A 20788-nucleotide genomic window follows, 5' to 3' on the forward strand; every position below is an offset into this window, starting at 1 on the left:
TCAGCGTGGGGGTAAGAGTTTGAGCGGATCGATGGCCTGGCCGGCCTTGCGGATCTGGAAATGCAGTTTGGGTTGTTTTATGTCCTTGCCGGTCTGGCCCACGGCCGCGATCACCTCGCCGCGCTTGACCTGCTGGCCTTCCTTGACGAGGACCTTGCTGTTGTGGGCATACACCGAGACGTAATCGTTGGGATGCTGGATGATGACGATGAGCCCGTAGCCCTCGATCCCTTCGCCGGTATAGGAGACCGTGCCATCGAGGGCCGCGCGCACCGGATCGCCCACCTTGCCGCCGATGTCGATTCCTTTGACGGTGGTGCCATTGAAGCGGGTGAGGATCGGTCCATCGGCCGGCCACTGCCAGCCCTCGCTCGCAGCGCCCGGCGCTTGTTCCTCCGCTTTCGGGGCGACGGGTGCGGGAACCGCCTCCGCCCCCGTGCGCCCCCCTTTGGGCGAGGTGACCACGGGCGCCGCGCTCACCGTTTCGGGCCCGCCTTCGACCGGCACCGGCACCACCTGCACCCCCGTCCCCGGGCTCGCCGCCGCCGAGGTTCCCTCGCGGATCTTCAGACGCTGACCGACGACGATGCGGTTCGGATCGGAGAGCTGGTTGAGGGAGATCAGCTCCGCCGTCGTCACGCCGTATTGCCGGGCGATGCCACGCAAAGTCTCGCCTGGTTGAACGACGTGATAGACCGTCTCGGTGGCCGCCTCCGGCGCCTTCGCGGCCGGAGCCGACGCACTCGACGGGCTTGCCGTGGAGCGATCGGCCACTGGGGCCTTGACCGCGCTCGAACAGCCGGCCAGAGCCACCGTCCATCCCAAGAGGAACGCCACGCGGCGGTTCCACGCTTTCGTCATCTCACGGCTCCTTCGGCATTCATTCAACCCACTCCACCCAGCAAGGGCACGAAACGCACCGGGTCGTGCTCGACGATCACGAGTCCGGCAGAGGTTCGATCGACTACCCGCAGCGTTTGCGCCGCATCGCCCACCGGCATCACCAACCGCCCGCCCTCGGCGAGCTGCTCGATGAGCGCCGCAGGAACGACGGGCGCGGCCGCGGCGACGATGATCGAGTCGAACGGCGCCACTTCCGGCAGGCCCAGCATACCGTCGCCGTGTTTCAGGCGCACGTGCGCCAAGCGAAACGGGCGAAGGTTTTTCCGCGCGAGTTCGAAGAGCGCGCGGATGCGCTCGATGCCATAGACTTCCGGTGCGAGCTGCGCGAGCAGCGCCGTCTGATACCCGCAGCCCACGCCCACTTCCAGCGTGCGCCCCGCCTCGCGCCCGGCGAGCAGCAGCTCGAGCATGCGCGCCACCACATAGGGCTGGGAAATCGTCTGCTGAAAGCCGATCGGCAGGGCGATGTCGTCGTAGGCGCGCAGCTGCAGGCCCTCCTCGACGAAATGGTGACGCGGCACGCGGCGCATCGCCTCCAGCACCCGCTCGTCGCGGATGCCTTCATGGCGCAGCTTCTCGAGCAGGCGCTCGAGCGCGCGCGCCGAGATCGCATCGAGGCGTGCCGGCGCCGTGCTCATGGCGCCCCCGTCTCCTGCAGCCAGCGCTCGACCTCCGGCAGCAGCTCGTAGTGCGTCAAATCCATCTGCAGGGGAGTGATCGAGACGTAGCCTTCGGCCACGGCGTGGAAATCCGTCCCCTCGCCGGCCTCGGCAGCTCTGCCCGCCGGACCGATCCAGTAGACCGTCTCGCCGCGCGGGTTCTGCGCCGGAATCACCGCCTCGGCCTTGTGCCGCCGCCCCAGCCGCGTCACCCGGTACCCCTTCAGTTGCGGCAGCGGCAGATCGGGGATATTGACATTGAGCAGCACCGCCCGCTGCGACAGCGGTCGGGACATGAGCCGTTCGACCAAGCGGCGTGTGACATAGGCCGCGGTGGAGAAATCCTGCGGCGACTTGCTCACCAGCGACACCGCCAGCGACGGCACCCCCAGCAGATAGCCTTCGGTCGCCGCCGCCACCGTACCGGAATAGACGGTGTCGTCGCCCATGTTGGCGCCGATGTTGATGCCCGAGATGACCATGTCCGGCTGCAGGTCGAGCATGCCGGTCACCGCGAGGTGCACGCAGTCGCTCGGCGTGCCATTGACGAAATAAAACCCGTTGGGCGCGCGCCGCACGATGAGCGGACGATCGAGCGTGAGGGAATTGCTCGCCCCGCTGCGGTCGCGCTCGGGCGCCACCACCGTCACCTCGCCCAGGGTGCGCAGGGCATGCGCGAGCGCCTCGAGGCCGGGAGAGAAATAACCGTCGTCGTTGCTGAGCAGGAAACGCATGGATCGTTCGCGGGCTATCGTTCGTGTGTCGATATTACCACAGCGGCACCACACGTTTCATGCACCCTCCGCGATCCATTCCAAAACGGTATCGGCCATCGCCCGGCGTACCGCTTCCGCTTCCCCCAGCGCAGGAAGGACCTCGATCGAGACGTCCGGGTGCGCCGAGCGCACGCAGGCAAGCAGCTGCGGCAGGTCCTCGCGCAGATGACCGCCGACGGCGATGAACACCGGCACCAGCGCCACGCGCCGATGGCCGCGCGCAAGCGCCGCCTCCACCGCCTCCGGCAGGCTCGGAGAAAGGAACTCGAGGAACGCCGGCTGCACGTACGCCTCGGGCAGGGCCTGCCGCAGCCGTTGTGCCAAGGCAAGCACCGGTTCCGCCCACCGGGGATCGCGCGCCCCATGCGCGAAGAGGATCACCGCCGGGGCCGTATTCATCTCCCCTCCTGCACCAAGTGCGCGACCACCCGCTCGGCGGCGATCAGGCCCATGGCGGCGGTCATCATCATGCTCGAGCCGTAGCCGGCGCAGGCAAGCCCGGCGCGGGCATCGCATTGGGCATCGCGGCGCATCGGCTCGGAAGAGAATACCGCCGGCACGCCGAAGCGCTCCCGGCCGCGGGGAAAGCCGTACTCCCGGCGCAACAGGGCCCGCGTCTTCGCCAGCAGCGGATCTTGCAGCGTCTGCGTGAGATCGGCCACCTCGATCCGCGCCGGATCGCGCTTGCCGCCGGCCGCGCCCGTCATCACGAGGAAAATTCCCTGCGCCCGGCACTGCGCGGCCAGCGCCGCCTTGGCGCGCACCCCATCCACGGCGTCGATCACCGCGTCCATGCCGGCGATGAGCGCGGCGCAATTCTCCGGCGTGAGAAAATCGTCGATCGGCTCGCACGACAGCAGGGGATTGATGTCGGCCAAGCGCTCCGTCATCACTTCCACCTTGGCGCGCCCCAGCGTCGAAGAGAGCGCATGCACCTGCCGGTTGCAGTTCGATTCCGCCACCACGTCGAGGTCGATGAGGCGCAAGCCCCCCACGCCACTGCGCGCGAGCGCTTCGGCCGCCCAGGAGCCGACTCCGCCCACCCCGACCACCGCCACCTTGCAGCGCTGCAGTCGGGCGAGCACCCCCTGGCCATAGAGACGCTCGATGCCGCCGAAACGCCGCTCGAGATCGACGGCCCCGCTCATCCGGCGTTTGCCCGTTTCTGCCGGTCGAGCCACACCCCCAAGCCTTGGGCGTTGAGCTCCATGTCCATGCGCAGGAACTCGGTGAGCGCCTCTCCGCGCAACGGCCAACCTTGCCGCTCCGCTTCCTCCTGCATCAAGGCATCGAGCCCGCCGAGGATTTCCAGATGCCGCGTCACCCCCTCACCGCGCGCCGCCCGGGCCACCTCCACGTAGGCGTCGATCAAGCGATGCAGATCCGCAGCCAAGCGCTCCAGTTCGCGCACCCGGCCGAAGTGCGTCAAATACGCCGCCGTCGGCCCAGCGGCGAGAATGCGCTCGATCGAAGCGTGCAGTGCTTCCGGCTCGAACTCGCTGGGGGTGGTCGTCGGGATCACCGAAGCCCGCCCCGCCACGTCGAGCTCACGGTACGAAATGCCAAAAGTATCCCCCGTGAACACCGCCCCCGCCGCCGGATCATGGATCACGACGTGGTGGCGCGCATGTCCCGGCGAGTGCCAGATCGTCAGGGGACGAGTGCCGAGATGGAAGGTTTGCCCGTCCTCCACGGCGATCACCCGTTCGGGCGGCACCGGCACGAGATGCCCGTACATCGCGTACGTTTCGGCTTCGCCATAGACGGCGGCGGCCGCCTGCCACAAGCGCGACGGATCGATCATGTGGCGTGCCCCGCGCGGATGCACCACCAGTCGGGCGTTGGGCAAGGCCGCCATGAGATGCCCCGTTCCGCCGGCATGATCCAGATGCACGTGCGTGAGCAGGACGTAGTCCACCGCCTGGGGAGGAACGTGGCTTGCCGCCAGCGCCTCCAGCACCCGCGGCACCGAGGCATTCACCCCCGTATCGACCACCGCTGCCCGCCCGTCCTGCACGATCAAGTGCACCGCCGCCAAACCCGGGCGAAGATAGCCCGTATCGACGGTGAGCACCCCGTCCTCGTGTGCGATCACATAGTCCACCGTTGCCCCCTCTCGCCAGGCAGGTTCAGCCCTGCAGCCTCATGGTAGCAAAAGACCATGGCCGCCACCGTCGCCGAGCTCGCCGATCCAGCGCATCGATTCCGCGATTCGTACGATTCGTCAAACGCAAATCCCGGTGCGGGTTTTTGCTTCACCGGGACGATCGGGACCAGAAGCAGCCCCCTCTTCCTAGAAGGGGATGTCGTCTTCCTCGAAACCGTTGTCGAAGCCTTTTTTGGCGGCCGATGCAGGCTGGGCGCTCTGCCGTGGCGCAGCAGCAGGCGAAGGGGCGCCCTCATCCATCGGCGCATCGGCTCCGGCGCCGGCGCCGGCGCGCGAGCCGAGCATGCGCATCACGTCGCCGCGAATCTCGGTGGTATAACGCTCCTGGCCGCTCTGATCGGTCCATTTGCGCGTGCGCAGGCTGCCCTCGATGTAGACGGAGGAACCCTTGCGCAGGTATTGCGCGGCGATCTCCGCCTGACGGCCGAAGAACACCACCCGGTGCCACTCGGTGGCTTCCTTGCGCTCGCCCGTGGCCTTGTCCTTCCAGGTCTCGGAGGTGGCCACGGAGAAGGTGCACACGGCCTCGCCGCTAGGCATGTAGCGCGTTTCGGGGTCTCGGCCGAGATTGCCGATCAGAATTACTTTGTTGACCGATGCCATCGTTTCGTCCTCTTCATGAATGATGGGAATCCCGCGGGTTCTCCGGCGGCTGCAACCCGAGGCTCAAAGCATACCATGCGAGGGCGAGCACCGCCGCCACCCAGTGGATCGCCCCCGGTGCGAGGTGCTGGGCGATCAGCCCCCCTGCCCAGCCGCCGCAAAAAAGTCCCAGAGATTGCAAAGTATTATAGACGCCGAGCACCGCCCCTTTTCGTTCCGGCGGCGCGATGCGCGACACCCAGGAAGGCTGGGTCGCCTCCAGGATGTTGAACGCGACGAAAAACCCCGTGAGCCACAGCCCGATCGTCCACACGTCGTTCGCCCACAAGGCAAATCCGAGCTGCACCACGGCGAGCAGCGCAATGGCGGCCAGATAGACCGGCTTCAGGTGGCCGCGGCGTTCGGCGAAGACGATGGCCGGCACCATCACCGCGAAAGAAACGAGCACCGCCGCCAGATAGACGCTCCAGTGGTGCTCGAGCGGCAATCCTCCTCGCGAAACCAGCGCACTGGGCACCACCACCCACATCGCCATTTGAATGAAATGCAGCAAAAATACGCCGGCATCGAGCCGCAGCAGGCGCGCGTCCTTGAGCGCCGCCCACAGCGAGGTGCTCGGAGCTGCTGCAGCAACGGCGGAGCGCACCGGAGTGGGCACGCCGCGCCAGACCATCACCGCCGCGCCGGCAGCAAGCAGCCCCGTGAGGAGGAAGATGCCGCGCATGCCCACCAGGCCGTAGAGCGCCGGCCCCAACACCAGGGAGAGGGCGAAGGTGAGCCCGATGCTCGAACCGATCAGGGCCATGGCCCGCGTGCGATGCGTCTCGGGCGTGAGATCGGCCACCAGGGCGGTGACAGCCGCCGAAATCGCCCCCGCGCCCTGCAAGGCCCGCCCCCAGGTGAGCCAGTGCAGGTCGGGTGCAAAGGCAGCCACGAGGCTGCCCAGCACGAAGAGCCCGAGTCCGGCGACGATCACCGGCTTGCGCCCGAAGCGGTCGGAGGCTGCGCCGAAAGGGATCAGCAGCACCGCCTGGGTGAGACCGTAGATGCCGATCGCCAGGCCGATCGCTGCCCGGTCCTCACCGCCCGGCAAATGCCGGGCGTACTCGGCAAACACCGGCAGGATGAGGAAAAGCCCCAGCATGCGCAGCGCGAACACCGCCGCGAGCCGCACCACCGCTGCGCGTTCGCTGCGCGAGAGTCGATCGTTCATACTCACTCCGGCAAAAAACGAAGCCGGCCACGCAGGCGGCCGGCTTCCTCGGGATTCGGAACAAATACCGCCGCCTCAGGCCGGCAGGACGCTCTCGCCCATCAGGTAGAGATCGACCGCGCGAGCCGCCTGGCGCCCTTCACGGATCGCCCAGACGATCAGCGATTGCCCCCGGCGCACGTCGCCGGCGGCGAACACCCCCGGCACGCTGGTCGCGTAGGCCCCTGGTCCTTCGGTAGGCGCAGCGGCATTGCCGCGCGCATCTTTTTCCACCCCGAAGGCTTCGAGCAGTGCCCCGAGCGGATGGGTGAAGCCCATGGCGAGCAAGACGAGATCGGCGGGGATCTCGAATTCCGAGCCCGGGATCTCTTTCATCTGTCCGCCACTCCAGTCGAGCCGCGCCAGCCGCAGCGCGCGCACGCGGCCACCGTCACCGATAAACGCCTTCGTGAGCACGGCGAACTCGCGCTTCACCTCGCCTTCGAGGTGCGAGGTCGAGGTGCGCAGCTTGTTCGGCCAGTACGGCCAGGTGAGCGCTTTGTCCTCCTGCTCGGGCGGACGCGGCATGAGCTCGAGCTGGGTCACCGACTTGGCGCCATGGCGAATCGCCGTCCCCACGCAGTCGGCGCCCGTGTCGCCGCCGCCGATCACCACCACGTGCTTGTCCTTGGCCGAGATCGGATTGGGCGCATCGCCCGCCACCTCACGGTTCTGCGGGATGAGGAACTGCAGCGCGAAGTAGACGCCTTCGAGCTCGCGCCCCGGCACCGGCAGGTCGCGCGGCACTTCCGAACCCGCGGCGAGCACCACCGCGTCGAACTCGCGGCGCAGCTCTTCGGCGGAGACGAAACTCTTGGCCGCATTCTGGATCGCAGGGGGGGTATCCGAGGCCCCGACGAGCACGCCGGTACGAAACCGCACGCCTTCGGCCTCCATCTGCGCCAGGCGCCGGTCGATGAGCCATTTCTCCAGCTTGAAGTCGGGAATGCCGTAGCGCAGCAGACCGCCGATGCGGTCGTTCTTCTCGAAGAGCGTCACCTCGTGCCCGGCGCGCGCCAGCTGCTGCGCCGCGGCCATCCCCGCCGGGCCGGAGCCGACCACCGCGACTTTCTTGCCGGTCTTGCGCTTGGGCGGATGCGGCAGCACCCAGCCGCGCTCCCAGGCGAGATCGATGAGGAAGCGCTCGATCGACTTGATGCCGACTGCATCGTCGTTGATGTTGAGCGTGCAGGCTGCCTCGCACGGTGCCGGACATACACGACCGGTGAATTCGGGGAAATTGTTGGTCGCATCGAGCGCGTTCCAGCCTTCGCGCCAGCGCTTGCGATAGACGAGATCGTTCCAGTCCGGGATGAGGTTATTCACCGGACAGCCGTTGTGGCAGAACGGGATGCCGCAGTCCATGCAGCGCGCGCCCTGGACCGTCGCCTCACCCTCCGAGAGGCGATGCACGAACTCCTTGTAATGCCGGATCCGCTCGGGAACCGGATCGTAGGCTTCCGCGACGCGGCGGTATTCGAGAAAACCTGTGGGTTTGCCCATTTCTTTGCAATCTCCAGAGAGAATCAGGCCATGCTGGCCGCACGCGCGGCAGCGAGTTCGCGCAGCGCCCGGCGATATTCATGAGGCATTACCTTGACGAACTTGGCGCGCCACAGGCTCCAGTGCGCCAGGATCTCCTTGGCGCGGCGACTGCCGGTGAGGCGCGCATGGCGCTCGATGAGCCCCTTGAGGATGAGCTCGTCGCCCATCGTCAGGTGGTCGATGCGCACAAAGCCGTGCGTCTCGAGTTCGGGGCCGAAGTCGGACTGCGCCCGCGCTTCCAGCTCCTCGGGCAGGGGCTCGAGCGTCACCTGTACCTGGTTGCACTTCTGCGCGAAGTCCCCGTCGAGGTCGAGCACGTAGGCGATGCCGCCCGACATGCCCGCGGCGAAGTTGCGCCCCGTGCGCCCGAGCACCACCACCGTGCCGCCCGTCATGTATTCGCAGCCGTGGTCTCCCACGCCTTCGACGACGGCGACCGCACCCGAATTGCGCACGGCAAAGCGCTCGCCGGCCACACCGCTGAAGTAGGCTTCGCCCTCGATCGCCCCGTAGAGCACGGTGTTGCCGACGATGATGTTCTCCGGCGCCTCGCCGCGGAAGGCCGGATCTGGGCGCACGATGACGCGCCCGCCCGAAAGCCCCTTGCCGACGTAGTCGTTGGCCTGGCCGATCAGGTCGAACGTCACGCCGCGCACGAGAAAGGCGGCGAAGCTCTGCCCGGCCGTGCCGCGGAAGGTGAAGCGCACCGTATCGTTGGGCAGTCCCTCATGGCCGTAGCGCTCGGCGATGCGGCCGGAGAGCATCGCGCCCACCGTACGGTTGACGTTGCGGATCGGCACCTCGGCGTGCACCACCTTGCGCGATTCCAGCGCCGGCCTGGCGAGTTCGAGCAAGCGCAGATCGAGCGCCTTGTCGAGCCCGTGATCCTGCGTCTCGCAGTGACGCGTGGCCACCCCTTCCGGCGCTTCGATGCGCGCGAGCACCTTGCCGAAGTCCAGTCCCTTGGCCTTCCAGTGATCGACGGCCTCGCGCACGTCGAGCAGATCCACCCGACCGATGAGCTCGTCGAACTTGCGCACGCCGAGCTCGGCCATGAGGCGACGCACTTCCTCGGCCACGAAGAAGAAGTAGTTGATCACGTGCTCGGGCTGCCCGGAGAAACGCCGGCGCAGCTCGGGATCCTGCGTCGCCACACCCACCGGGCAGGTGTTGAGGTGACATTTGCGCATCATGATGCAGCCGGTGACCACCAGCGGTGCCGTGGCGAAGCCGAACTCGTCGGCACCGAGCAGCGCCCCGATCACCACGTCGCGCCCCGTCTTGATCTGACCGTCGACCTGCACCCGTACCCGGCCACGCAGACGGTTCATCACCAGCGTCTGCTGCGTCTCCGCCAGGCCCAGCTCCCAGGCCGAACCGGCGTGCTTGATCGAGGAGATGGGGGAAGCCCCCGTGCCTCCGTCGTGACCGGCGATCACGATGTGATCCGCCTTGGCCTTGGCCACGCCCGCGGCGACGGTACCCACCCCCACCTCGGCCACCAGTTTCACCGAGATCGAGGCTTTCGGGTTGGCGTTCTTCAGGTCGTGGATGAGCTGGGCCAGATCCTCGATCGAATAGATGTCGTGGTGCGGCGGCGGCGAAATGAGCCCGACGCCCGGCACCGAGTGGCGCAGGAAGCCGATGTACTCGGTGACCTTGTGCCCCGGCAGCTGCCCACCCTCGCCGGGTTTGGCGCCTTGCGCCATCTTGATCTGGATCTGGTCGGCGTTGACGAGATATTCGGCCGTCACCCCGAAGCGGCCGGAAGCCACCTGCTTGATCGCCGAGCGCAGGCTGTCACCGGGCTTGAGCTCGAGATCGCGGGCGATGCGATGCGGCCCGATCACCTCCGAGAGCCGGGTCGGTTTGGCGATCGGCTTGAAGCGCGCCGGATCCTCGCCGCCTTCACCCGTGTTGGATTTGCCGCCGATGCGGTTCATCGCCACGGCGAGCGTGGTGTGCGCCTCGGTGGAGATGGAACCGAGCGACATCGCCCCCGTGGCGAAGCGCTTGACGATCTCGGCGGCCGGTTCGACCTCCTCGAGCGGGATCGGCTGCGCCGCCTTGCGGAAGCGGAAGAGGCCGCGCAGGGTCATGAGGCGTCGGCTCTGGTCGTTGATGATGCGGGCGTACTCCTCGTAGGTCTCGAAGCGCCCCGAGCGCGTGGCGTGCTGCAGCTTGGCGATGGCATCCGGCGTCCACATGTGCTCCTCGCCGAAGCGCCGGTAGGCATACTCGCCGCCGACGTCGAGCCGGTTCTCGAGAAAGAGGTTCTCGCCGAAGGCCGCCCGGTGCAGGCGGATCGCCTCGTCCATCAGATCGAAGACGTCCAAGCCCTCCACCTGGCTCACCGTGCCGGTGAAGTACTTGTCGCACACCGACTGCTTGATGCCCACGGCCTCGAAGATCTGCGCACCGGTGTAGGACATGTAGGTCGAGATGCCCATCTTGGACATCGTCTTCATCAAGCCCTTGCCGATGGCCTTGATGAAGTGCTTGACGTACTCCTGCTCCTGCTTCTCGTCGCCGTTGGCGAGCTCGCGCAGCGTCATGAGCGCCAGATAGGGGTGCACGGCCTCCGCTCCGTAGCCCGCGAGCACGGCGAAATGGTGCACCTCGCGCGCCGAGCCGGTCTCGACCACCAGGCCCGTGCGGGTGCGCAGCCCCTTATCGACCAGGTGCTGGTGAATGGCGGAAGTGGCGAGCAGCGCCGGAATGGCGACGTGCTCGGCATCGACCTTGCGGTCGGAGACGATGAGCAGGTTGTAGCCATTGAGCACCGCATCCTCGGCCTGGGCGCACAAGGAAGCGAGCCGCGCCTCCACCGCCTCCTTGCCCCAGGACACGGGATAGCAGATGTCGATCTCGTGGCTGCGGAAACGGTCTTTGGTGAAGCGGGCGATGTCGCGCAGCTTGGCCATCGCCTCGAAGTCGAGCACCGGCTGCGGCACTTCGAGCCGATAGGGCGGGTTGATCTCGTTGAGCTCCAGCAGGTTCGGCTTCGGGCCGATGAAGGAGACGAGCGACATCACCATCTGCTCGCGGATCGAGTCGATCGGCGGGTTGGTCACCTGCGCGAAGAGCTGACGGAAGTAATGGTAGATGGGCTTGGGCCGCGCCGAGAGCACTTCGAGCGGCGCGTCGTTGCCCATCGACCCCACCGCCTCTTCGCCGCTCTCGGCCATGGGGTCGAGGATGAACTTGAGGTCTTCCTGCGTGTAGCCGAAAGCCTGCTGCAGATCGAGGATGGGCACGTGCGATTGCGCCGCATACACGGCGGCGCTGCCGGGCGCGGGCAGGGAATCGATCTTGATGTTGATGCGCTGGATCCACTCGCGGTAGGGCTTGGCGTTGGCGAGCGTCTCCTTGAGCTCCTTGTCGTCGATGATGCGGCCCTGCTCCATGTCGATGAGAAACATCTTGCCCGGCTGCAGGCGCCACTTGCGCACGATCTTCTCTTCGGGAATGGGCAGCACGCCGGCTTCAGACGCCATGACGACGAGATCATCGTCGGTGACGAGGTAGCGCGCCGGCCGCAAGCCGTTGCGATCGAGCGTCGCCCCGATCTGGCGCCCGTCGGTGAAGGCCACCGCCGCCGGACCATCCCAAGGCTCCATCATCGCCGCGTGATACTCGTAGAAGGCGCGACGGCGCTCGTCCATGAGGGTATGCGCTTCCCAGGCCTCGGGGATGAGCATCATCATGGCGTGGGCGAGCGTATAGCCGCTCATCACCAGGAGCTCGAGCGCGTTGTCGAAGGAGGCCGAATCCGACTGTCCCGGATAGATGATGGGCCAGAGTTTTTCCAGATCCTTGCCGAGCAGGGTGGAGGAGACGCCCCGTTCGCGCGCCCGCATCCAGTTGTAGTTGCCGCGCAGGGTGTTGATCTCGCCGTTGTGCGCGATCATGCGGAACGGATGGGCGAGGTTCCACTTGGGAAAGGTATTGGTCGAGAAGCGCTGATGCACCAGCGCGAGCGCGGATTCGGTGCGCGGATCGGCGAGATCCTGGTAGTAGCGGCCGACCTGGTCGGCGAGCAGCAGCCCCTTATAGACCACGGTGCGCGCCGACATGGAGGGGACGTAGAATTCCTTGGCGTGCTCGAGGTTCAAGGCGCGGATGGCATTGGCCGAGCGGCGCCGGATCACGTAGAGCTTGCGCTCGAGCGCGTCGGTGACCATGACTTCAGGACCGCGGCCGATGAAGATCTGCCGGATCACCGGTTCGTTGGCCTTCACCGCCGGGGACATGGGCATGGTGCGATCGACGGGCACGTCGCGCCAGCCGAGCACCACCTGTCCCTCGGCGCGCACTGCCCGCTCGATCTCCTCTTCGCAGGCCAGGCGCGAGGCGGTCTCCTGCGGCAGAAAGACCATTCCCACGCCGTAGTCGCCGGCCGGCGGCAGCGTCACCCCCTGCTTGGCCATCTCTTCGCGGTAGAGCCGGTCCGGAATCTGGATGAGGATACCGGCCCCATCGCCTTGCAGGGGATCGGCCCCCACTGCACCGCGGTGATCGAGATTCTTCAGGATCTCCAGCCCCTGGGTGACGATGTCGTGGCGCTTGACGCCCTTCAGATGGGCGACGAAACCGACGCCGCAGGCGTCGTGTTCGAACTCGGGACGGTAGAGACCGGCAGATGGCGACGATTCGGACATGGTCAGGCTTTCCTCGACTCGGATCCAATGGGTGTGAAAAGAAGGGTGCGCTGATCCGGCGCAGCAAAACCGCGCCTCGCGGAGGATGGAGCACGGACGGCGAGGCTTGGCGCCGAAAAAAGCGGGCGAAACACTATACCGTCGAAGTGCCCGCCGATCAAGATCGGCAAGCGAGAAATTTGTCCCTGATCTTTGCATGGTCAAAGGCGGCGGGCAGGCTCAGAACGCCTCTTCCAGACCGAAGAGTCGACGGTGCTCGCGAACGGCGTAGCGGTCAGTCATTCCGGCGATGTAATCGGCCAGTGCGCGCCGGCCTTTTTCGGCGAAACGGCGCCGGTGCGCCTCGGGCAACAAGGAAGGATCGGCGGCATAGGCGGCGAAGAGCTCGCGGATGATGCGCTGCGCCCGGCGGTTCATGTCGACCACCCGCGGATGACGGTAGAGCTGAAGGAAGAGAAAGCGCTTGAGCAGCGCCACTTCCTCGCGCATCGTGCTCGAATGCTGCACGAGCGACGGGGCGCGGCGCACGTCCTCGACGCAGGCGGGATCGGCCTCGGCGATGCGCCTGCGGCTCTCCTCGACGAGATCGAGCACCATGAGCGAGATCATGCGGCGGATCGTCTCGTGGATGAGGCGCTTGCGCTCCAGCCCCGGGTAGCGCGCCTGAACCTCGGCGCGCGTGCGCGCAAAAATCGGCACCGACTCGAGGGAATCCAAGGTGAGGAGACCGGAGCGCAGACCGTCGTCGATGTCGTGGTTGTTATAGGCGAGTTCGTCGGCGAGATTGGCGATCTGCGCTTCCAGCGAGGGCCGCAAGTCGCGGCGAAACCGCTCGGCCACGTCCCCCAGCCGGGCCCAGTGCTCCGGCCGGCAGTGCTTCAGGATGCCCTCGCGCGTCTCGAACATGAGGTTGAGCCCGTCGAATTCGGCATACTTCTCCTCGAGCTCGTCGACGATGCGCAGCGACTGCAGGTTGTGCTCGAACCCGCCCTCCTCTTTCATGCACTCGTCGAGCGCCTCCTGTCCTGCGTGCCCGAAAGGGGTGTGCCCCAGGTCGTGCGCCAGCGTGATCGCCTCGACCAGCACGTCGTTCACCTCGAGCATCTGGGCGATCGAGCGGCCGATCTGCGCTACTTCCAGCGAATGGGTGAGCCGCGTGCGAAAGTGATCCCCGACGTGATTGACGAAGACCTGGGTCTTGTATTCCAGCCGGCGAAAGGCGCTCGAATGGACGATCCGGTCACGGTCGCGCTGGAACTCGCTGCGCGGCGCCGCGCTCGGCTCGGGGTGCCGTCGCCCGCGGCTCGCCGCTTCATGGACGGCGTAGGGCGCGAGCATCTCAGCTCCTCGCTTCGATCGCGGCGCGCAACACGGACGGCGGAACCTCTGCCGTCACCACCGCGCGGCCGATGCCCTGCAGCAGCACGAGCCGCAGGCGCCCGCCGCTCACCTTCTTGTCTCCGGCCATCCAGTGCAGCATCTCATCCACCGGCAAGCCCGGCCCCTGCACCGGCAGGCCGGCGCGGATCAAGAGCCCCTCGATGCGGGCGAGCTCGTTCTCGTCGAGCCAGCCCAGGCGCAGCGACACCTCGGCCGCCATCAGCATCCCCACGGCCACCGCCTCACCGTGCAGCCAGCCGACGTAGCCTGTCCCCGTCTCGATCGCGTGGCCGAAGGTGTGTCCCAGGTTCAGCAGCGCCCGTTCGCCGCGCTCGGTCTCGTCGGCCGCCACCACCTCGGCCTTGTTGCGACAGGAACGCTCGATGGCGAAGGCCACGGCCCCCGGCTCCAGCGCGAGCAACGCCTCCATGTGCCCCTCGAGCCACTCGAAGAAAGCAGCATCCCGGATGAGCCCGTACTTGATCACTTCGGCGAGCCCCGCGCGCAGCTCGCGCAGCGGCAGGGTCGCGAGCGTATCGGTGTCGATGAGCACGGCACGAGGCTGATGGAAAGCTCCGATCATGTTCTTGCCGCGCGGATGGTTGATCGCCGTCTTGCCGCCCACGGAAGAATCGACCTGCGCCAGGAGCGTGGTGGGCATCTGGACGAAAGGAGCCCCGCGCTGCCAGGTGGCGGCGGCGAAACCGGTCATGTCGCCGATCACTCCCCCTCCCAGGGCGATGAGGGGAGTGGTGCGCTCGGCACGGGTATCCACCAAGGTATCGTAGATTTTCTCCAGGGTCTGCCAGTTCTTGTACTGCTCCCCGTCGGGCAGCACCACCGAGTCGACGCGCACGGCGTGACGCTCCAGCATAGTCGTTACGCGCTCGAGATAGAGCGGCGCCACCGTCTCATTCGTGACGAGCACCGCGCGCGGCTGCTCCAGGTGCGGCAGCAGCAACTCATGGGCCGTAAGCACGCCGGAACCGATGAAAATAGGATAGGACCGCTCACCCAGATCGACGGCCAGCTCACGCATCCCGCTCTCCTTCCGCCACCACCGCCCCTTCCCCTTTGCCCGACCGGTAGTCGCGCACCGCCTCCTCCACCCGCGCGAGCATGGCCGCAGGCTTCAGCCGACCGCCATCGACCACGACGTCGGCCACCTCGCGGTAGAGCGGGTCGCGCTGGGCGTAGAGTTCGAAAATGCGCTGCCTCGGCTGCGGCACCTGCAGCAGCGGCCGATGGCGATCGTGCCGCAGTCGCTCCCACAGCACCTCCGGTGGCACGTGCAGATAGACCACGATGCCGCGACGGCGCAGCTGCGCCCGGTTTTCCGGCCGCAATACCACCCCGCCGCCGGTGGCGAGCACGAGGTCCTCGCGGCCGAGCAGCTCGGCAAGCATCCGCGCCTCACGCTCGCGAAATCCCTCCTCGCCCTCGACGGCGAAGATCGTAGGGATGGAGACGCCGGTTCGCGCCTCCAACTCCTGGTCGCTGTCGATGAAAGCCAGCCCGTGCCGCGCCGCATAACTGCGGCCCAAGGTCGTCTTGCCGGCCCCCATCATCCCGATGAACACGATGGGCTCCACCCGATACGCTCACATTCGTTGATCGAGGCTAGTGTACCGTAAAAAAAGCTCTGCCATACGGCGTAAAAAAACCCGCCCCTGCAGCAGGCGGGTCTTTCATGCACGAGGCGCGGCAGACTCAACGCAGGCGCAGATCCTCGGCAACGATGCGCGGCGTGAGGAACACCATCAGCTCGGTGCGCGTCGCGGAATTCGACTTGTTGCGGAAGAGATTCCCGAAGACCGGCACATCGCCCAGCCAGGGCACCTGATCGACACCGTTGGTCTCGGACTCCTGGAAGAGGCCGCCGAGGACGACGGTCCCCCCGTTGTCGACCAGGACGTCGCTCACCACTTCACGCTTGCGGATCGGCGGATTACCCTGAATGCTTCTTGAATAATCCGGCTGGTCGTCATGCACCACCACCTTCATGCGGATCCGGCCATCGGGCGTAAGCACCGGCGTGACCCGAAGTTCGAGCACCGCCTCCTTGAATTGCACGTTCGGTGTGGTCATGTTGTTGGCCGTCACCGTCGTCACGTAGGGGATCTCCTGTCCCACGGCGATACGCGCCTCGATGTTGTTCGCCGTCATGATCTTCGGGTTGGAGACGATGCGGCTCTTGCCCGTGACCTCGGCCAGGTTGAGCTCGAGGTTGAGGAAGCGCGTCGCCGAGCGGTTGAAGATCGACAGCGCGAACGTCGAGAATTGCCCGGCATCGACGTTGGTATTCTGCTGGAAGAAGGGACGGTTGATCGGTCCAATGTTGAAATAATCGGCCGAAATGATTGGCCTATTGTTCGTATTGAGCTTGGCCCCGATCTCCTTGTTGAAGTTCGACGACACTTCGAGGATGCGCGCCTCGATCACCACCTGGCGCGGCGGCACGTCGATCTGCTTCAGGAGCTCGCGCACCGCCTGTAGACGCTCTTCGACATCGGTGATGAAGAGCTTGTTGGTGCGCATGTCGAAGGTGGCCATGCCGCGGTCGGAGAGCATTTTTTTCGTGTTGCTGCCCCCTCCTCCGCCGCCGGTATTGTCATTCGAGATCATGGCGTAGATCTCGGCCGCCGAGTGGTAATTGACCTGAAAACTCTCGGTGACCAGCACCCCCTTCTCGATGCTCTGGTTGAGCGCATCCAGACGCACCTTCTCCTGCTCGGCGATCTCCTGCGCCGGCGCCACCCAGATGACGTTGCCCTGCTGACGCTTGTCGAGTTTCTTGTTCTGCAGGATGATGTCGAGGGCCTGATCCCAGGGCACGTCGACCAGGCGCAGGGTGATGGTGCCCTGCACGGTGTCGGAGACGACGATGTTGAAGCCGCTGAAGTCGGCCAGCACCTGCAGCACGGCGCGCACGTCGATGTTCTGGAAGTTGAGCGTGAGTCGCTCGCCCTTGTACTGGGGCTTGCCCACGAGCACCTTGTTGGGGTCTTCCTGAACCGGCTGGATGTCGACGACGAAGAGCGCGTCGGCCTGATAGGCGGTGTGCTGCCAGTTGCCCTTGGGCTCGATCACGAGCACGGTATCACGCCCGCGCCGCTCGAAGCGGAAACTCTGCACCGGCGTGGCGAAATCGGTCACGTCGCTGCGGCGGTAGAGCTCCTGCGGCAGCGCCGTCTCGGGGAAGACGACCTCGATGCGCTCGCCGGCACGGCGCAGGTCGGGCGCGATCTCAGGGGTGGAGAGATGCACCATCACCTTGCCCTCACCGTTCGTTCCCCGCCGGAAGTCGACCGAGAGGATCGAAGGAACGACGGCCCCACCCCCCGACGAGGCGGCTTGCCCCACCGCCTGCGTCTGGTAGGGAACGAGGGCTTCCTGCGCCTTGCTGGCCATTTGAGCGGCGGTACCGGCTTCGAGCTCGAGACCCCAGCCCGAGCCGATCTGGGCGAGGCGGTAGGTCATCGGCTGCGACAGGGCAAGGACGACCCTCAAGCGCCCGGCCGCCTCGACCGCGTAGATTCGCTCAATGCCGTTGCGCTTGATCTCCCGCGAGGGTGCTCCCAACTGGCTCTTCGCATTGGGAAAATCGATGACGATGCGCGAAGGGCTGGTGAGCGCGAAATGCGAGGGATTGGCGACGCTCCCCTCGAAGACGAAATCGACCCGCATCCCTCCCTGTCCCGATTCGACGAGGGAGACGTCTTTGAGGAGGGCGGTCTTCTCCTCGGCCATGGCCGAACGCCCGCCGACCAAAAGCAGCGTGAGGCACATTCCCAAGACGAGGATTCCCAGCCAGCGTGCGGCGACACTCCTCTTGGGCTCGAAACCCAGGACTTCTCCAGCTTCGCGAATCATTGTTTTCCCTCCAAGTTCAATTCCACCGGCCGCTTGACCCAACGCTGTTCGGCATCCTGCACCATTTCTTCGATCTTGAGCTTGGTATCCTCGATCGCCACGACCCGACCGAAATTCTGTCCGAGATAGGAGCCCACCGAGACGGGATAGACGCCGTCCGGGGCCTCGATCAGCGCCCGGATCTCTTTGCCCCGGCGCAATACCCCTCTGAGCTTGAGCTCTTCGAGCGAGAAACGCTCGAGCGGCTCGCGCGGCCGATTCATGTCTGGCGCGGGCAAGCCCCCTCCCTTGGCCGACTTGAGCGCCGGCGGGGCCAAGCGGCCGGGATCGAAGGGGTCGGTCAAATCCTGAGCCTTGTAAGCCACTGGAGGAAACGGCTTGACTTCGGGAAGCGGCGGGACCCGCCCTTTCAGCCCCCGGGCAGATTCCTCCATCCATTGCTGGATGTCGGTCACGTCCGAAGGAGGGGCCTCGACGCACCCGGTCAGCAGGAATGCGGCCAAAACCGACGCAAACGCAGGCAGTGAAGGGAAGCTCATTTTTTCCCTCCTTTTGCCGCCGGCTTGGGTGCGGCCGCGTTGAGCTCTTCCTCGTCCAGATAACGGTAGGTGTGCAGCGTCGCCTCGAACTTCAGGCCCACGTCCTTCTGCGGCGCGAGCTTGATGTCGCCGAACGTCACCACCCGCGGCATGGAAGAGACGTCGCTGAGAAACCCGGCGATCTCGTGGAATCCCCCTTCGAGTGCGATCGCCACGGGCATCTCGACGTAGAAGTCTCGCCGCGCCTCGTCTCCCGGCCGGAACAACTCGAAACGCAACCCCCGCTTCAGCCCGAATTGATGCACGTCCTGCAACAGGGCATCCATCTCGGATTTGCTCGGGAGCTGCTTCAGCAAGGCGCCGAACTGGGCTTCGGCCGTACGCAGCTGGGCCCGGTATTCCGGCAGATTGACCGCTTGCCGTTTCTTCACCAGCCACTGGTCGCGCAACTCTTTCTCCTGCCCCTTGACACGTTCGAGCTCCTCGGCCTGTGAGGTCCAGAAAAACCACCAGGCACCGGCGACGATGAGGGCAAACAGCAGCACCATGACCGTGATTTGCGGAGCCGGCGGCCATCTGCCGGGATCTTGAGGATCCAGATCGCGGAACTGCCTGATCCAACGCAACGGATCGCGCCGCAGATCGAAGCGCACATCGACTTTCATGGTTTGCCCTCCGCCGCCGGTTTTTCCGCTCCCATCGCCTCGATCACGGGACGGTCCATGCGCAACTGCAAGGCGAACCGAACCACCCTTTGCCCGTTTCTATCGAGGCCCAAGGTCTCGATGAGCCGCACGTCGGTGAGATAAGGCGAGGCATCGAGGGAGCGCATGGTCTCGGAGACGCGCGCGTTCGACTGGGAAACGCCGCGCAAGGTCACGAGGGCGTCGCGCCGCTCCAAGGACTCGAGAAAAGTGGCTTCGGGAAGGCGCCGGGGCAGCTCGTCGAAGAGCAGCACCGGCTCGACGCGACGTGCGCGCAGGGACTCGATGACGTTCTTGCGGGCGACGATGCCATCGATGAGGGTACGCAGTTCTTTGAGCTCGGCAAGCTGCTTGTCGAGCTGGCCGATCTGCTCGGTGAGGAAGCGGTTACGCTCCTGCTGTCGCTCGATGAGCCCATTGAGGTAGAGAGAGCCGATGATGCCAACGAGCACCCCGGCCAAGGCAGCGGCGACGAGCCCGCTGTAGAACAGGCGCCGGCGCCGTTCTCGCAGCGCTTCGCGCCAGGGCAAGAGATTGATACGGGTCACTGATCGAACCTCCGCAGGGCGAGACCGGTGGCGATGACCATGCGCGGCGCGAGACTAGGGCGAAGGCGGTCACGCAGGCGCGGATGGACCTGAAAACCCTTCCAGGGGTCGGCCACTTCGACGGGAGCCGCCACCCGTTGCCGGACGGCGTCGGGGAGCATCGGCAAAGCCGCCAGGCCCCCGCCCAGGACGACCCGATCGACGTGATCCGAAGACTGGGTTGCAAAAAAATATTGCAGCGCCCGGGCGATTTCCTGGGCGAGCGTGTCACAAAAAGGAACCACCACCTGGCCGAGGAGATCGACCGGCCAGCGATGTTCTTCGGTCATCTGCTCTACTTCCTGAGCCGTTTTGCCGCTGCGGCGCATCAATTCGCGGGCGAGCTGCTGCCCTCCCACGGGCTGGGTGCGATCGAAAACGCGCCTGCCGCGATGGAAGACGAACACTTCCAAGAGGTTCGCCCCGAGATTACAATGCGCCTCGATGCGTTTCGACCTTTCTTCCTCGCTACCCCGAACCAGGGCCCGTTGCCACGCGAGCGAGGCGACATCGACCACCGCGGGTTCCACACCGACCGCATCGGCGAGCGCCACGAGCTCATCGACGCGGTCGCGCCGGGCCGCGACGATGAAGACCTCGACGGTTTCTTCGAGATGGCCCGGCCCCGTGATCTCCCAGTCGAGCGCGACCTCTTCGAGCGGGAAGGGGACGAAACGCGCCGCCTCCATCAGGACGAGCTCTTCGAATTCGCGTTCGCTCTCCAGGGCGGCCAGCGTCACCGTCTTCATCATCACGACGGCATCTGGCAAGGCGAAGGCGAGCCGCTTCGCCCCCCCGTGGTGCTGGGAAATCGCGGCGCGCAAGGCCTGCGCCACCCCATCGAAGTTGACCAGCGCGTTGTCGACCATTGCCCCTTCGGCAAGTGGCACGATGACGCTTTGTTCGATGAGCGGAACTTCGATGCTGCCAGACAATTCCAATGTTTTGACCGCGGAAGCCGAAAGGTCGACCCCGATCAGCCCACTTCCGCTACCGCTCCCCCACCCCAGCAACTTGTCCCAGATCATCCGATGGCCCCCTGTCCGGCATCATGCCTCACGGTCGCGCGGCAATTATAATCGGCATATCCATCCAAGGACAACGCCCTTTCACTCGGTATAATCAAAAAACTTTCTACG

Annotated in this window: 18 protein-coding genes; all 18 read right to left on the minus strand. The window is 66.0% G+C overall.

The window, feature by feature from the left end; translation table 11 throughout:
* Entirely contained in the window at positions 1-861 is an 861-nt protein-coding gene (locus ASC37_RS02370) for a M23 family metallopeptidase (protein ID WP_055422843.1), read from the minus strand.
* 23 nt (positions 862-884) lie between these two features.
* Entirely contained in the window at positions 885-1541 is a 657-nt protein-coding gene (locus ASC37_RS02375) for a protein-L-isoaspartate(D-aspartate) O-methyltransferase (RefSeq protein WP_055422844.1), read from the minus strand.
* A complete protein-coding gene (surE, locus tag ASC37_RS02380) occupies positions 1538-2296 on the minus strand; it encodes a 5'/3'-nucleotidase SurE (protein ID WP_055422845.1) in 759 nt (252 codons plus the stop codon). The genes ASC37_RS02375 and surE overlap by 4 nt, the downstream gene beginning before the upstream one ends.
* 57 nt (positions 2297-2353) lie before the next feature.
* The gene (locus ASC37_RS02385; RefSeq protein ID WP_055422846.1) at positions 2354-2737 is read right to left on the minus strand and encodes a sirohydrochlorin chelatase; all 384 of its coding nucleotides are present in this window, start codon (positions 2735-2737) and stop codon (positions 2354-2356) included.
* Complete coding sequence (locus ASC37_RS02390; RefSeq protein WP_055422847.1) at positions 2734-3486, minus strand: tRNA threonylcarbamoyladenosine dehydratase; 753 nt, start codon at positions 3484-3486, stop codon at positions 2734-2736. Before ASC37_RS02390 ends, ASC37_RS02385 begins: the two co-directional genes overlap by 4 nt.
* Complete coding sequence (locus tag ASC37_RS02395) at positions 3483-4442, minus strand: MBL fold metallo-hydrolase (protein WP_055422848.1); 960 nt, start codon at positions 4440-4442, stop codon at positions 3483-3485. Before ASC37_RS02395 ends, ASC37_RS02390 begins: the two co-directional genes overlap by 4 nt.
* A gap of 189 nt (positions 4443-4631) precedes the next feature.
* Complete coding sequence (gene ssb / locus ASC37_RS02400; RefSeq protein WP_055422849.1) at positions 4632-5108, minus strand: single-stranded DNA-binding protein; 477 nt, start codon at positions 5106-5108, stop codon at positions 4632-4634.
* A gap of 13 nt (positions 5109-5121) precedes the next feature.
* Positions 5122-6321, minus strand: coding sequence for an MFS transporter (locus tag ASC37_RS02405; protein WP_055422850.1), 1200 nt, complete (start codon positions 6319-6321; stop codon positions 5122-5124).
* Positions 6322-6396: 75 nt separating this feature from the next.
* Positions 6397-7863: a glutamate synthase subunit beta gene (locus ASC37_RS02410; RefSeq protein ID WP_055422851.1), complete on the minus strand. Its 1467-nt coding sequence runs from the start codon at positions 7861-7863 to the stop codon at positions 6397-6399.
* A gap of 23 nt (positions 7864-7886) precedes the next feature.
* The gene (locus ASC37_RS02415; RefSeq protein WP_055422852.1) at positions 7887-12566 is read right to left on the minus strand and encodes a glutamate synthase-related protein; all 4680 of its coding nucleotides are present in this window, start codon (positions 12564-12566) and stop codon (positions 7887-7889) included.
* A 219-nt stretch (positions 12567-12785) separates the two neighbouring features.
* Entirely contained in the window at positions 12786-13904 is a 1119-nt protein-coding gene (locus ASC37_RS02420) for a deoxyguanosinetriphosphate triphosphohydrolase (protein WP_055422853.1), read from the minus strand.
* 1 nt (position 13905) lies between these two features.
* Complete coding sequence (aroB, locus tag ASC37_RS02425; RefSeq protein WP_055422854.1) at positions 13906-14985, minus strand: 3-dehydroquinate synthase; 1080 nt, start codon at positions 14983-14985, stop codon at positions 13906-13908.
* A complete protein-coding gene (locus ASC37_RS02430) occupies positions 14978-15538 on the minus strand; it encodes a shikimate kinase (RefSeq protein WP_088178253.1) in 561 nt (186 codons plus the stop codon). The genes aroB and ASC37_RS02430 overlap by 8 nt, the downstream gene beginning before the upstream one ends.
* Positions 15539-15656: 118 nt before the next feature.
* Positions 15657-17819 carry a type IV pilus secretin family protein gene (pilQ, locus tag ASC37_RS02435; RefSeq protein WP_055422855.1) on the minus strand — a complete coding sequence of 721 codons (2163 nt, stop codon included), beginning with the start codon at positions 17817-17819 and terminating at the stop codon, positions 15657-15659.
* Positions 17816-18358, minus strand: a complete 543-nt coding sequence (locus ASC37_RS02440; RefSeq protein WP_055422856.1) for a pilus assembly protein PilP — start codon at positions 18356-18358, stop codon at positions 17816-17818. The genes pilQ and ASC37_RS02440 overlap by 4 nt, the downstream gene beginning before the upstream one ends.
* Entirely contained in the window at positions 18355-19023 is a 669-nt protein-coding gene (locus ASC37_RS02445; RefSeq protein ID WP_055422857.1) for a type IV pilus inner membrane component PilO, read from the minus strand. The genes ASC37_RS02440 and ASC37_RS02445 overlap by 4 nt, the downstream gene beginning before the upstream one ends.
* On the minus strand, positions 19020-19610 hold the full coding sequence (locus ASC37_RS02450) for a PilN domain-containing protein (RefSeq protein ID WP_055422858.1): 591 nt from the start codon (positions 19608-19610) through the stop codon (positions 19020-19022). The genes ASC37_RS02445 and ASC37_RS02450 overlap by 4 nt, the downstream gene beginning before the upstream one ends.
* Entirely contained in the window at positions 19607-20677 is a 1071-nt protein-coding gene (pilM, locus tag ASC37_RS02455) for a type IV pilus assembly protein PilM (RefSeq protein ID WP_028874316.1), read from the minus strand. Before pilM ends, ASC37_RS02450 begins: the two co-directional genes overlap by 4 nt.
* Positions 20678-20788 lie beyond the last annotated feature (111 nt).

Source organism: Tepidiphilus thermophilus (genome assembly GCF_001418245.1).
In the GTDB taxonomy this organism is placed as follows: Bacteria; Pseudomonadota; Gammaproteobacteria; order Burkholderiales; family Rhodocyclaceae; genus Tepidiphilus; species Tepidiphilus succinatimandens.

Bases quoted from the DNA above. Each gene is read 5' to 3' on its own strand.
- ASC37_RS02370 (WP_055422843.1), bottom strand. From the start codon at position 861: ATGACGAAAGCGTGGAACCGCCGCGTGGCGTTCCTCTTGGGATGGACG.
- ASC37_RS02375 (WP_055422844.1), bottom strand. From the start codon at position 1,541: ATGAGCACGGCGCCGGCACGCCTCGATGCGATCTCGGCGCGCGCGCTC.
- surE (WP_055422845.1), bottom strand. From the start codon at position 2,296: ATGCGTTTCCTGCTCAGCAACGACGACGGTTATTTCTCTCCCGGCCTC.
- ASC37_RS02385 (WP_055422846.1), bottom strand. From the start codon at position 2,737: ATGAATACGGCCCCGGCGGTGATCCTCTTCGCGCATGGGGCGCGCGAT.
- ASC37_RS02390 (WP_055422847.1), bottom strand. From the start codon at position 3,486: ATGAGCGGGGCCGTCGATCTCGAGCGGCGTTTCGGCGGCATCGAGCGT.
- ssb (WP_055422849.1), bottom strand. From the start codon at position 5,108: ATGGCATCGGTCAACAAAGTAATTCTGATCGGCAATCTCGGCCGAGAC.
- ASC37_RS02405 (WP_055422850.1), bottom strand. From the start codon at position 6,321: ATGAACGATCGACTCTCGCGCAGCGAACGCGCAGCGGTGGTGCGGCTC.
- ASC37_RS02410 (WP_055422851.1), bottom strand. From the start codon at position 7,863: ATGGGCAAACCCACAGGTTTTCTCGAATACCGCCGCGTCGCGGAAGCC.
- ASC37_RS02415 (WP_055422852.1), bottom strand. From the start codon at position 12,566: ATGTCCGAATCGTCGCCATCTGCCGGTCTCTACCGTCCCGAGTTCGAA.
- ASC37_RS02420 (WP_055422853.1), bottom strand. From the start codon at position 13,904: ATGCTCGCGCCCTACGCCGTCCATGAAGCGGCGAGCCGCGGGCGACGG.
- aroB (WP_055422854.1), bottom strand. From the start codon at position 14,985: ATGCGTGAGCTGGCCGTCGATCTGGGTGAGCGGTCCTATCCTATTTTC.
- pilQ (WP_055422855.1), bottom strand. From the start codon at position 17,819: ATGATTCGCGAAGCTGGAGAAGTCCTGGGTTTCGAGCCCAAGAGGAGT.
- ASC37_RS02440 (WP_055422856.1), bottom strand. From the start codon at position 18,358: ATGAGCTTCCCTTCACTGCCTGCGTTTGCGTCGGTTTTGGCCGCATTC.
- ASC37_RS02445 (WP_055422857.1), bottom strand. From the start codon at position 19,023: ATGAAAGTCGATGTGCGCTTCGATCTGCGGCGCGATCCGTTGCGTTGG.
- pilM (WP_028874316.1), bottom strand. From the start codon at position 20,677: ATGATCTGGGACAAGTTGCTGGGGTGGGGGAGCGGTAGCGGAAGTGGG.